Consider the following 12,237-nt stretch of genomic DNA (forward strand, 5'->3'; position numbering starts at 1 on the left):
GGAGAGAAATATGCAGTGGTTTCAACAATTACGCGTAACGGTCAGACTTATTCTTTGTTTTTTGATAGTCGCAGCAGTAGGTGGTGCGATCGGTGCACTTGGTATTTTTCACATGAGCAACATCAATGCATCGACCGAAAGTCTGTACAACAATGAGTTGCACGCATTGAAGGCGGCGCAGGAAGCCAACATCGATCTGATCTACGCCAGTCGTGCCCAGATGACGCTGCTGTCGGCCTCTACTCGCAGTGATCGCAACGCCGGCATCAAGGAATTGACGAGCTCTTTGCAGCATCTTGAAGAGCAACTCGCCAAAGTCAAACCACTGTTTCAAGACACCAAGGAAGGGCAGGAGCTTTATCAGCAATATGAAAGCCTGATGCCACCGTTGAAACAAGGTCTGATGGATTTCATCGCATTGATTTCCAAACAGTCCTTGGATAACTCTCAATTCGACGGCAACGTGAGTGAGAACAGCGCGCAATTGCTGAAGAGCTCGCGCGGCGTTGAAAAAGTGCTGCAAGACATGGTGCGCTACAGCGACCAGCGCGCCAAGGCCAGCGTGGATCAAGTCGGCAATACGTACCAAACATCACGTCTATTGATCGCTGTACTGGCACTGGCCGGCATTATCGTCAGCGTTGGCTTGGGCATGCTGGTCGCACGTCAATTGGCGCGTCAATTAGGTGGTGAGCCTGGTTACGCCGCAGCCGTCGTGAGTCGCATTGCCGATGGCGATCTGACAGGCGAAGTGGAAACACGTTCAGCGCATGCCGGCAGCTTGCTGTATTCCATCAAGCAGATGCAATATCAACTGACCGAAGTCATCGGCAAGATCAAGCAATCGACAGACACTATAGCCACGGCTTCAGGCCAGATCGCAGTCGGCAATCAGGATCTCTCTTCACGCACGGAAGAACAAGCCGGTTCGCTGGAAGAAACCGCCAGCTCGATGGAAGAACTGACCTCAACCGTCAAACAGAATGCCGATAATGCACGTCAAGCGAACCAACTTGCCGTCTCGGCCTCAGAAGTCGCAGTCAAGGGCGGCAGTGTCGTCAGCCAAGTTGTGCATACGATGGGCTCCATCAATGCCTCGTCACGCAAAATTGTCGACATCATTGGTGTTATCGACAGCATCGCATTTCAAACCAACATCCTCGCGCTGAATGCAGCGGTCGAAGCCGCACGTGCTGGCGAACAAGGTCGCGGCTTTGCCGTCGTCGCCAGCGAAGTGCGCAATCTGGCACAACGCAGCGCCAGTGCAGCTAAAGAGATCAAGATTCTGATCGACGACTCGGTAGGCCAAGTTGATATCGGTAGCAAACTGGTTGATCAAGCTGGCGTCACTATGGGTGAAATCGTCACCTCGATCAAACGCGTGGTCGACATCATGAATGAAATCACTTCTGCCAGTCAGGAACAAAGCGCCGGCATCGAGCAGGTGAATCGCGCCATCAGCCAGATGGATGAAATGACACAGCAAAACGCCGCCTTGGTAGAACAGGCTGCTGCAGCTGCGCAAAGCATGCAGGATCAAGCAGTCGAATTGTCCCGCGCGGTCGGCACCTTCCGCCTGAATGAGCACGAGGCCACATACTCCGCGCCTCGAATACAAGCGTCTAGCGCATCGACGCATGAGATCGAAGCTCCTGCTCCTGGCAAACCAGTAACGCCGCCTGCCGCTGCACGCAAAGCAGCTAGCCAACCGCAAAAACCGATTACGGTCGACAAGAACGGTGATGATTGGGAAGAGTTTTAAACAACTAGTTTGATCTCGGCGGATTGCTATCCGCTGCACTATCACGTTGCATGCACGTCATCCACAACCATCCTTAGCAAGGAATAAGTGGTTTGATTTGCATGCATTTTTTTATGACACGTTGATGTCGCGTCGCTCACCTGCATAACATCGTATCAATTCCGCACTGATTGCCACGCAATCCGGCACAGACAATTGTCGTTCCACGCGTATTGAGTGACAATAGTGCGCGTAGCAAGTGGAACGCTTCTTGCAAACGTTTGTCGAAACCAAGCAAGCCTGAACCAACTCATTCTTTCGCCATCAGATTCAACATGACCAAATCGAGCAAGACACCGTCCGCAGCATCAGACAAACCCGCCTTCATCGTCAGAAACTCACCCATCCACGGTCGCGGCGTTTTCGCCACACGCAAAATACCGGCCGATACCTTGCTGGTCGAATATGAAGGCGAACGCATCAGTGCCAAGAAAGCGGCCAAACGACATGGCGCCGATCCGGCAAATCCGTATCACACGTTTTTCTTCAGTCTGGAAAATGGAAAATTGATCGATGGTGGCGTAGACGGTAGCGATGCGCGTTGGATCAACCACGCTTGCGAACCAAATTGTGAAGCACGCGAAGAAGATGGTCAGGTCTTTATCTATACTTTGCGCGATATCAAGCGTGGCGAAGAATTCAACTACGACTACGGTTTGATCGTAGAAGAACGCCAAACCAAAGAAATCAAGAAAGCCTACGAATGTCGCTGTGGCGCAGAAACCTGCCGCAATACGATGTTGGCGCCAAAAGAAAAGAAACGCTCAAAGAAAAAGAAGAAAGACTGATAAAAAAAACCGGAGTAAGGCTCCGGTTTTTTTATGGAATCAGCCTGGGCTGAAAATTTTCAAACCTGCGATGCCACAAACAATCAGCAAGATACAGAAAATACGCACTGCAGTTACCGCATCACCCAGCAATACCATTCCCAGGATTACCGTACCGACCGTACCGATACCGGTCCAGACCGCATACGCAGTTCCTACCGGCAAAGTCTTCATGGCGATGCCCAGCAAAGCAACACTGACCACCATTGCAAGCACAGTACCAACAGTAGGCCATAGCTTGGTAAAGCCCTCGGTATATTTGAGGCCGATTGCCCATCCCACTTCGAGCACGCCTGCGATTACGAGAATAAGCCAAGACATGAATAGATCTCCTATAAAGTCAAAGGCCGTCCCCGAATGTTGATGGAGCGGTGGGGTCGTCCCCACTTCCTTGTTCTGCCAGCGAACATGCGAGATACATGGCGGCATATATATCGCACCATTATAGTGCAAAAATATGCGCTAAGCCAGAAATATGGATCTTGTGCCGAGTAAAATCGGCAAACTGACATGCTTGCAACCGGCATGCTGCGGCTGAAACAACAGGGAAAAAGAACTTATGCGAGTAGTTACTCTCTTTTACAGCCCCGTAGATTCAGGAACGAGGCCGAAAAGATCATCTTATGCAAATAATCTATATCTGTTATTTGAAAAGGAAATTGGTGCGACGCGGCAATACTTCATATACTTCAGTTGTCTCCTCTATGTCTCCTCCTTTGATATAGATTTAGCCCGCCTCCTGCGCGGGCTTTTTTTTGCCCAGAATTATAGAATTAAGCAATTACGTTTGGCTACATGCAGCAATTCACTGACATAACTGCTGACATATCAAAATGATCACATCCCATGGTATTCACATTGTGAATGTCCGATATCATAAAAGGAAAGTAGCCTGATAACACGGCCGTCCTTATACTTCAGTTGTCTCCTCTATGTCTCCTCCTTTGATATAGATTCAGCCCGCCTCCTGTGCGGGCTTTTTTTTGCCTAATCGATACAGATACTCATTTTTTCGCTCTTTTTGGCGAGACATGGCAAAAGCAATCAACCGCATGATCATTCACCATGCCGATAGCCTGCATATAGGCGTAAATGATGGTCGACCCTACGAATTTAAAACCGCGCTTGGCCAGATCTTTGGACAAACGATCTGACAATTCTGTCTTTGCCGGTGTTTCCTTCGCGCTAAGCCACGCATTCACTAGTGGCTTGCCATCTACATACGCCCACAAGAATGGATCCAGCCCGCCGACTTCCTCGCGCAAGCGCAGATAAGCTTGCGCATTGGTAATAGTAGCAGCCACTTTCAGTTTATTGCGCACGATGCCTGGGTCGGCTAGCAGCGAGGCAACTTTTTTCGCATCGTAACGCGCTATTTTTTCTGCATCCCACTGATCAAAGGCCGCGCGATAAGTCTCGCGCTTATTGAGTATCGTCGACCAGCTCAGTCCTGCTTGTGCACCTTCCAGATTCAGCATTTCAAACAAGCGTGTTTCATCATGGCAAGGCACGCCCCATTCTTCATCGTGATATGCGAGGTAGAGAGGATTGGCTGGATTGGCCCAACTGCAACGAGTAAGTGTCATGTTCGATAAATAGAATTAGTTGAGAAACGGCGTCAGTGATGCATCATTATCGCCCATGCGCGCTAGCTCATCGTTTTGCACAAGGCTTGTACAAATCCCTGCCTTGATCAAGAATGGCGCCTTCTATGGATGGCGCAGCAATTTCTGCCATCCGGCATCCAGACTGGAATCTCATGCGTTTTACCCTAGCCCTTCATCCACAATCGCTACATAGCGCGCTCACTCTCCGCGCAAGATGGGCATGATGTCGAATCTACAAACACGTACAGTTGCCGTTATCGGCGGCGGCCCGGCCGGTTTAATGGCGGCCGAAGTTCTGGCTGCTCACGGCATCAGCGTCGATCTGTACGATGCGATGCCATCCGTCGGCCGCAAATTCCTGCTGGCCGGTAAAGGCGGCATGAACCTCACACATACCGAAGCAAGCGAACCCTTCCTGTCGCGCTACGGCGCGCGCGCGCAGCAGATTGCCCCCATGCTGCAAACCTTCGATCCGGAAGCATTGCGCGCATGGGTGCACGACTTGGGCATACCCACCTTTGTCGGCAGCTCCGGTCGTGTCTTTCCCACCGATATGAAAGCCGCACCTTTATTACGTGCATGGCTGAAGCGACTGCGTGACACTCGCGTGCGCTTCCATATGCGACATCGCTGGTTAGGGTGGAATGATGATCACAGCCTGCGCTTCAATACACCGGACGGAGAACTGACGGTCCAAGCCGATGCAATCGTGCTCGCACTTGGCGGCGGTAGTTGGGCAAGACTCGGCTCCGATGGCACATGGGTACCATTACTGGAGCAACAAGGCATAACGACTGCACCATTGAAACCAGCCAACTGCGGCTTCGACATAGCATGGAGTACGCACTTCCAGGAGCGTTTTGCCGGTCAGCCTATCAAGCCTGTCGTTGCAAGCTGTGTCGATATGCACGGCGTCACACATCAACGGCAGGGCGAATTCGTCGTGACGGCAACAGGTGTTGAAGGCAGCTTGATTTATGCACTGTCGGCACACTTGCGTGATCAGATAGCCGCACAAGGCGAAGCAATACTGACACTAGACCTCGCTCCAGGTAAAACGCTGGAACGCGTGATGGAGGAAGTTGCGCACCCACGCGGCTCGCGTTCGATCGCCAGTCATCTGCAAAGCAAAGTCGGCATCGCCGGTGTCAAAGCAGGGCTGTTGCATGAATGCGTAAGCAAGGCAGATTATGCGCAGCCGCACAAACTCGCTGCCGCCATCAAGGCTTTACCGCTACGCTTGATTGCAGCACGTCCTATTGATGAAGCGATCAGCAGCGCCGGCGGCGTCGTGTTTGAAGCCTTGAATGAACAATTAATGGCGCAAGCAATGCCTGGCGTATTTTGTGCGGGCGAGATGCTGGATTGGGAAGCGCCTACCGGCGGCTATCTACTCACAGCCTGTTTTGCCAGCGGACGCGCTGCTGGCATCGGCGCAGTCGCATGGCTGCAAGCGCAAAAGTAATGCGATAAGAAAGAATTGTTTGCTCGCGCTTACACCAAGCCGCGATCACTCAACTCTTTCTTCACATACGCGTAGAACACCGGTGCTGCGATCACGCCGGGAATCCCGAAGATCGATTCCATCACCAACATCGCCGTCAGCAATTCCCAAGTACGTGCATTGATATGCTGACCGATGATTTTCGCATTCAGAAAATACTCCAGCTTGTGTATCGTCATCAGGAATATCAGCGAACCAAATGCCGTATGCAGCGAATGCGATAAACCGATAATCACCAATATCGTATTGGAAATCAGATTACCAATCACCGGCAACAAGCCGACGAAGAAGGTCACCGCCACCATGGTTTTACGCAGCGGCAATTCGATACCTGCCAATGGCAACACGATGATCAGATAGATACCAGTTAGCACCGCATTGATACCGGCAATCCGCACCTGCGCGAACACAATATTGCGGAAGGAATCGTGCAAGATCACCATGCGTGCATGCAGTGCTTCAGCCAAAGGCTTATAGACGCGTGTCGTTGTCGTGTCGTACAAGGCAGCCATCGCACCGATGATCATCCCGATCAAAATATGGGCAAAAATTCGACCTGCCTCACTCCCCATCGAGCGTGCTTCCAGTGCATGCGAACGCAGCCAGCTCGTGATCATGGTTTGCAAGGCTGCCGCATCAACCGGGATATACGCGGCTATCCATAAAGGAATCTGGCTGCGCGAGGCTTCCAGTATGTCTGCCATTTTCTGCAACAACACCGAAATGCGACCGGCATCGCTACGAAAAAATGTAATCGCGCCCCAGATCGCCACCGCCAGACAAGTCACGATCAAAATACTCAACAAGGCAACCGCGACCACTTGCGCTCTCTGCCCCACCAGTTTCTTGCTTAATTTAGGGGCCAGCAATTGCACCAGTGAATACACCAGCAAGCCGGAGAACAAGGCCGCCAGCAAACCCTGATGCATGACCAACAGCAAGCTCGCTGCTGCCAATAGATAAGAGGCAATCACAACCGGACTGATTTTATTTTGATCGTTCATGATTGGAGCAGGTGAGGTGAAAGAGATTATTTCAACGGAATCGGATTGTTGCGCGGCACGGGCACTGCCGTCACACCATTCTTCGGACTGCCGTCTATCAACTTGTCCGAATACGTCAGGTACACCAAGGTATTACGCACCGGATCAACCACGCGCACGATATGCAGGCGCTTGAACAAGATTGATTGGCGCTCGGAGAAGACATCTTCCTGCTGCGGCAATTTTCCCTTGAAGGTTAAGGTGTCACCAACCTGACGACAGGCGATCGATGCATCCGCCGTATCTTCCGCCAAACCTACCGTACCGCTCACACCGCCAGTACGCGCCCGCGATACAAAGCAGGAAACACCCAACACCTTGGGATCGTCATACGCTTCGATCACGATACGATCATTTTTACCTAGCCAGCGAAATGCCGTGCTGACTTCACCGATCTGTTGCGCATGTACCGGCACCGCCAACACCGCCGTAGCCGCCAACATGATTCCTGCAAGAATTTTTTGCATGGTGTTCTTTCGCTTAATCGTTTAACTCAAGATGAGTACATAAGGCTGCGCTTCAAGAGCACTCAACCGGTTTGCAATACAGACAGATTACGCATATAGCCCGGAACTGACCAGTAGCAAGCCCAAACAAATTGGACACACTGAATCAAAAGCTCACAAGAGCAAAAACCGCGACAGATGCAGCACAACAGCCAACATGTAATAATTCCGCATCCTCAAAACTTCTACAGGAAGCAAACATGATTCTCGAACTCGTCGATATCCGCATCCCGCCAGGCCAGCAAACCGAATTTGACGCGGCCGTACAACGCGGCCTGGAACAAGTGATCTCCAAGGCAAAAGGCTATAAGTCGCACGTCATCAACAAATGCATAGAAACGCCAGAACGCTACGTCGTGCAAATCTACTGGGAAACACTGGAAAACCATACCGTTGATTTCCGTGGTTCGCCGGCATTCCAGGATTGGCGCGCGATTGTCGGCCCATTCTTTGCCTCGCCGCCAGTTGTTGAACATTTCAACATTTTGTCCAAATCGGCGTAATAGCCAGACAATCAGCGACTACGAATACAAAAAAGCCTCCTTGCTGTCACGCGACAGCAAGGAGGCTTTTTTAATGCACTGACCGTATTACACGATCAAACGCACATCACGCTTTTTCTGGATGGTAGCTTTTGAAATTTTCAGCGTAATCGCGGAAATTTTCTTGCAGCATTTTTTCAAATTCGCCACGGAAGTAAGCAATGGCAGGATTCAGTTCGGATTTGAACATGTCTGCCGATGGCGCATCGACTGAAGCGGTAAATGCATTGAAGCGCGCTGCCGCGTACATCATCGCAGCGCAAACCTGGCCGCGATCTGCACCTTTGCAGTTTTCATTCGCCAAATGAACGAAGGTATCAGCGATATCCCAAAACTTGGCATTAGGATCCGGTGCTTTACCGGTTGGACGGGTCACATCTTTTGCGTTGAAGTTGTCGGTGCTCATGATTTAAAAAGTATGAAATAAGGGTGATTCAGATTGGAAATAGTTCGCATGCGCCTAGTGCAAAAATGCCATCTTCAAGGCACTATCCACGATAGCGATAGCCGCTGCGGTCTTGCGTGAGCAGCACTATATCTTAAAAAAGGAAATGCGCTCTTGAGGTCAGACAAGACCTGGAAATCTGCAATCAGTCTTCCTCAACCAAGAACGCCACAAATTCGCCCTGCAACTTGCCTACTTCCCGGCCCTCGTATTCCAGCACGGACGTAACCGACATCCGTGCGCGTCCTTTGCGGATCAGCATATTCATAAACCGCGGCCAGTCAGCCGTTTCTTCCAAATACGAGCGCGCCATGAACGTGCCATTGATAGGCAATAGATACTGCATCGTATTGCTTTGTATGACGAGATTGCTGTTGACACCTTCATGCCTGAGTCGCGTGTATAACAAGGACCATGCTGCCAGTATCGCCACGGCGGAGGCGCTGCCGCCAAACACGGTTGCCTGATGATTGATATTCGGTGCCAGCGGTGCGGCGAGTATCACTTCCTCCAGTTGCGCACTGCGTACTTCAACGTGCATCGCTTGCGATAAAGGAATTTGCTCGTGCAGATATTGCTGAAGTACTTGTTGGTTCAAGGTCTATCCTTTTATCCGGCAGGTCGATTTTTCTCAATCAGGCTCTTCAGTAATGCAACTTGCTCTTTTTGAATATCCAGCAAGGTGCTCCACTGTCCTTCCCGCAGCATATCCAGCTTCTCATGCAAGAGCATGATTTCCAACTCGGCCTTCAAATTCACTTCGTAATCGTGTTGTGCCGTCAGACGGTCTTTCTCGGCCTGCCGATTCTGCGACATCAAGATGATAGGCGCTTGTATCGCTGCCAGCATAGACAACACCAGATTCAACAAGATGTAAGGATAAGGATCGAAGGCCTTGTCATGTCGAAGCAGGATATAGGAGTTCAGCAATACCCAGACAACCATCACCGCCGCAAACAAACCGATGAAAGTCCACGAACCGCCAAACGATGCAACCGCATCTGCTGCGCGTTGACCGCGACTCGTTACTGCATCAGCATCCTTGCCGACATCTCTGGCAATGTGCGTACGCTCGATAACATGATGCGTGACTTTTTTGGCGCTCTCGTCCAACTGATCGTAGGATTTGCCAAATAGCTTCTTGGCAGCGTCATCGTGCTTATGCATGTTCTACTCCCGCTTCAGGTTGAGTAATATGCAAAGTATTCAATCAGCTTGTTTGTGCTGCCAACAACTCCAGGTCTTTAGCCCGTGCCCGTCTCACTGCCGGCCGCGGAACGATGCGATCGATATACTCACGTATGACCGGCGTTACCTCCAGCAACTTGAACTTCGTGGTCCAGTTCAAGGCGATGCCCCACAGCACATCTGCCGCCGTGAACTTGTCGCCCAATATATACGGGCCTTTGGCTAATTGATCGTTCACGGCTTTGATGACGGTCGCGTAATCGCCATAAGGACTCAGTCCCCTCGGCGCAGGATCGCGCTTCTGCGAAAAATCAATCAGTGCAGGCTCAAAACAGGAACCGTAAAACACCATCCAGCGCAAATACGGACCGCGCAAAGGATCGCCGATTGCCGGTGCCAAACCTGCTTCGGGATACAGATCCGCCAAATACATATAAATCGCAGCCTGCTCGGTAATCAAGGCATCGCCATGCTGAATCGCCGGTACCTTACCCATGGGATTGATCGCCACATAATCAGCCGCCAGCTGTTCTGCAGCTTTGATATTCAAAACATGCAAATCGTAATCAGCGCCCAGTTCTTCCAGCATGATCAATGTGCCAGTCGAGCGCGTATTCGGTGAATGGAATAAGGTAACGTGACGATCAGTACTCATGTCGAATGCTCCTCTTTGTTTTAATAAAGACGACTAGCGAGCTTACATCGTATGCGAGCAGCTCGCTTTTTACAGTTCCTGTTAGCTACATTCTTTTAATCTGGCGATTTGCCTGTCATGCAGTTTGGCCAGCAATACAACTGCCACTGTTGCGCCGATGAATGCCATGAACATATCGGATTGCGTATCCCATTGGTCACCTTGCGTACCGAGGAATTCATCCGCGCCTTGTCCCATGATGAGTGCTGCCCACCATTCGATCAATTCATACCAGGCACTGATAGCCATCGCGACGCAAATCGACAGGAAGGCGACCATTTTCTTGCCGAAGACAAATTCCCTGCGCACAAAAATTTCTTTCGCCACCAAAGCCGGCACCAAACCTTGCCAAAGATGACCGAGCTTGTCGTAGGGATTACGCGCAAGTGAAAACAAATCCTGTACCCAGAAACCGGCCGGAACATGTGCATAAGTGTACGTACCGCCGATGATCAAGATCAGCGCGTGTATGAAAATCAGGCCATACAACAAGGGCGTTAACGGGAAACTCCTGTACGACCAAGCCAGAATTGGCAGTGCAATCAACACCGGCATGACTTCCATCAACCACGTCGCACGATCCAAAGGACGGATGCCAGAGATCACCAGCACAACAAGCAAAATAGCTGCAGCGGCCAACAGTCGCGTTTGTTGTGGCGTAACAGGATGAGGAGTGTTCATTGTTCCAGGCGTTCCTTAATTTGCATGATGTGATGTTTTAACATTAAGTCTGCAATGCGCAACAGCGAAATCGACCTAACTACCCATTTCATGGAAGGCAAACTATAATACGCCGCAAAGTCGCCGCTACGCTCAAGCATTGAGTAAGCACCTAAACATCTTTTTCTCCGTCGATACCTTGTAATGAGAATGACGAAAGCCACTCATAGATTTGCTACCTGGATCGCATGTTTTGCGATTCTGCTGGCATCGCTTGCGCCTTCGATTTCTCACGCTGTTGCTGCCGCCAAAGGCGCACCGAATGCCTGGGTAGAAATTTGTACCGTGGAAGGCAGCAAGATGATGAAGGTCGATAACGACCAGAATCAGCAAGCGCCTGCACCGGCTGAAAAGGCCATGCACCTCGAGCACTGCGCCTTCTGTTTAACGCACGCCGGATCATTCGGTTTGCCGCCTTCTGCTGACTTCGCCATGCCGGTCGTCAGTGGTGACCACGTTCTTCCTCCTCTGTTTTATCAAGCATCGCGCCCGCTGTACGCATGGGTCGTTGCGCAACCGCGCGCTCCTCCGGCTTTTTCCTGATCGTTGCTGAGTACCGATAGCGCGTGCGCCTGATGGCGTTCGTCTGTCGGTGTATCTTCATATCGAAACAGGAGTTCGCCATGTCAACTCGCCGTAAATTCGTCATCACCCTCAATCTGATCGCGCTGGTCATCGCCGCGCTGTTATTCAGCATCTATCGCTATGCGTCACTCGCATCGCCATCGTCGCTCGGCCATGCGGTCGAAATGCAGCTCGTGCCACTTCCGGCTCTGAACGCTCATGTTAAATGCGCACCATCGTGCGTCATCACGAGCCGTGCGGCACTTGGCATAGCCAGTCATTCTGCCCAATAAGAAAGCATGAACTTCTTTATCAGAATAGCTAGGCGACTGACATGACATCGCGTCCTTATCGCCTTGTCCTTGTGAGCTGGATTACATTGCTTGTGATCTTGTTTGGTTCGCTAGCGCCCTCGATTTCGCATGCACTGAATGCAAAGGGTAAGCAAGCTACGTCGTGGGCTGAAATTTGCTCAGCCGATGGCATGCGCTTTATTCAAACAGATAATCAACCATCTGATTCTTCTGCGCCGGGCGAGCACGGTTTGCATATGGAAGATTGTCCGTATTGTTTGAACCATGCCGGCGCGCTTGGTTTGCCGCCTTCCAGCGAGTATGTGATACCGCGTGCCGTTAGCGAGTTCATGTTGCCATCGCTGTTTTATCAATCGCCTCAGCCACTTTTTATATGGACAACGGCACAGTCGCGCGCACCGCCCTTTCTTTCCTGACTAGCGCTTTACGCCCGTCGAACAACAGCACGATGTTTCGATGATGAGTGAAGCACCCAATGCCGC

The 12,237-nt window shown here is 51.1% G+C and carries 16 protein-coding genes; 7 read left to right on the forward strand and 9 right to left on the reverse strand.

Annotated features, from left to right (window positions below; all coding sequences use genetic code 11):
* Positions 1-10: 10 nt before the first annotated feature.
* Positions 11-1,762 (forward strand): methyl-accepting chemotaxis protein, encoded by a 1,752-nt coding sequence (locus BQ6873_RS11010; RefSeq protein WP_076592684.1) that lies wholly within the window; start codon positions 11-13, stop codon positions 1,760-1,762.
* Positions 1,763-2,076: 314 nt separating this feature from the next.
* Entirely contained in the window at positions 2,077-2,589 is a 513-nt protein-coding gene (locus tag BQ6873_RS11015) for an SET domain-containing protein (protein ID WP_076594077.1), read from the forward strand.
* 39 nt (positions 2,590-2,628) lie between these two features.
* Here BQ6873_RS11015 and sugE read toward each other — a convergent pair whose 3' ends face one another.
* Both sugE and BQ6873_RS11025 read right to left on the reverse strand, forming a co-directional pair.
* Positions 2,629-2,949, reverse strand: coding sequence for a quaternary ammonium compound efflux SMR transporter SugE (gene sugE, locus BQ6873_RS11020; RefSeq protein WP_076592685.1), 321 nt, complete (start codon positions 2,947-2,949; stop codon positions 2,629-2,631).
* Positions 2,950-3,632: 683 nt separating this feature from the next.
* Positions 3,633-4,214: a DNA-3-methyladenine glycosylase I gene (locus BQ6873_RS11025; protein WP_076592686.1), complete on the reverse strand. Its 582-nt coding sequence runs from the start codon at positions 4,212-4,214 to the stop codon at positions 3,633-3,635.
* Positions 4,215-4,458: 244 nt separating this feature from the next.
* Between BQ6873_RS11025 and BQ6873_RS11030 the strand changes: the two genes are divergently transcribed.
* Positions 4,459-5,700: a TIGR03862 family flavoprotein gene (locus BQ6873_RS11030; RefSeq protein WP_157889217.1), complete on the forward strand. Its 1,242-nt coding sequence runs from the start codon at positions 4,459-4,461 to the stop codon at positions 5,698-5,700.
* Positions 5,701-5,729: 29 nt separating this feature from the next.
* On the opposite strand, the gene BQ6873_RS11035 is transcribed toward BQ6873_RS11030, so the two are convergent.
* Both BQ6873_RS11035 and BQ6873_RS11040 read right to left on the reverse strand, forming a co-directional pair.
* Positions 5,730-6,743 carry an AI-2E family transporter gene (locus BQ6873_RS11035; RefSeq protein ID WP_083664447.1) on the reverse strand — a complete coding sequence of 338 codons (1,014 nt, stop codon included), beginning with the start codon at positions 6,741-6,743 and terminating at the stop codon, positions 5,730-5,732.
* Positions 6,744-6,769: 26 nt separating this feature from the next.
* Positions 6,770-7,249, reverse strand: a complete 480-nt coding sequence (locus tag BQ6873_RS11040) for a CreA family protein (protein WP_076592689.1) — start codon at positions 7,247-7,249, stop codon at positions 6,770-6,772.
* A 239-nt stretch (positions 7,250-7,488) separates the two neighbouring features.
* On the opposite strand from BQ6873_RS11040, the gene BQ6873_RS11045 reads away from it, so the two are divergent.
* Positions 7,489-7,791, forward strand: a complete 303-nt coding sequence (locus BQ6873_RS11045; RefSeq protein ID WP_076592690.1) for an antibiotic biosynthesis monooxygenase family protein — start codon at positions 7,489-7,491, stop codon at positions 7,789-7,791.
* A 106-nt stretch (positions 7,792-7,897) separates the two neighbouring features.
* Here BQ6873_RS11045 and BQ6873_RS11050 read toward each other — a convergent pair whose 3' ends face one another.
* From BQ6873_RS11050 to BQ6873_RS11070, 5 genes are all read right to left on the reverse strand, one after another.
* Positions 7,898-8,236, reverse strand: coding sequence for a DUF3144 domain-containing protein (locus BQ6873_RS11050; protein WP_083664448.1), 339 nt, complete (start codon positions 8,234-8,236; stop codon positions 7,898-7,900).
* 184 nt (positions 8,237-8,420) lie between these two features.
* A complete protein-coding gene (locus BQ6873_RS11055; protein WP_076592691.1) occupies positions 8,421-8,873 on the reverse strand; it encodes a YiiD C-terminal domain-containing protein in 453 nt (150 codons plus the stop codon).
* Positions 8,874-8,884: 11 nt separating this feature from the next.
* Positions 8,885-9,442, reverse strand: a complete 558-nt coding sequence (locus BQ6873_RS11060; protein ID WP_076592692.1) for a DUF1003 domain-containing protein — start codon at positions 9,440-9,442, stop codon at positions 8,885-8,887.
* 43 nt (positions 9,443-9,485) lie between these two features.
* Positions 9,486-10,118 (reverse strand): glutathione S-transferase family protein, encoded by a 633-nt coding sequence (locus BQ6873_RS11065; RefSeq protein ID WP_076592693.1) that lies wholly within the window; start codon positions 10,116-10,118, stop codon positions 9,486-9,488.
* An 81-nt stretch (positions 10,119-10,199) separates the two neighbouring features.
* Positions 10,200-10,838 carry a DUF2238 domain-containing protein gene (locus BQ6873_RS11070; RefSeq protein WP_076592694.1) on the reverse strand — a complete coding sequence of 213 codons (639 nt, stop codon included), beginning with the start codon at positions 10,836-10,838 and terminating at the stop codon, positions 10,200-10,202.
* Between the two features lie 189 nt (positions 10,839-11,027).
* Here BQ6873_RS11070 and BQ6873_RS11075 point away from each other — a divergent pair, with 189 nt between their 5' ends.
* The 3 genes from BQ6873_RS11075 to BQ6873_RS11085 all read left to right on the forward strand — a co-directional run bounded on the left by BQ6873_RS11075 (position 11,028) and on the right by BQ6873_RS11085 (position 12,171).
* Positions 11,028-11,420 carry a DUF2946 domain-containing protein gene (locus tag BQ6873_RS11075; RefSeq protein WP_083664449.1) on the forward strand — a complete coding sequence of 131 codons (393 nt, stop codon included), beginning with the start codon at positions 11,028-11,030 and terminating at the stop codon, positions 11,418-11,420.
* Positions 11,421-11,500: 80 nt separating this feature from the next.
* Positions 11,501-11,734 (forward strand): hypothetical protein, encoded by a 234-nt coding sequence (locus BQ6873_RS11080; RefSeq protein WP_076592696.1) that lies wholly within the window; start codon positions 11,501-11,503, stop codon positions 11,732-11,734.
* A gap of 41 nt (positions 11,735-11,775) precedes the next feature.
* Positions 11,776-12,171, forward strand: a complete 396-nt coding sequence (locus BQ6873_RS11085; RefSeq protein WP_076592697.1) for a DUF2946 domain-containing protein — start codon at positions 11,776-11,778, stop codon at positions 12,169-12,171.
* The last annotated feature ends 66 nt before the right edge of the window (positions 12,172-12,237 follow it).

Origin of the sequence: Herminiimonas arsenitoxidans (assembly GCF_900130075.1) — a bacterium.
Taxonomy (GTDB): Bacteria; Pseudomonadota; Gammaproteobacteria; order Burkholderiales; family Burkholderiaceae_D; genus Oxalicibacterium; species Oxalicibacterium arsenitoxidans.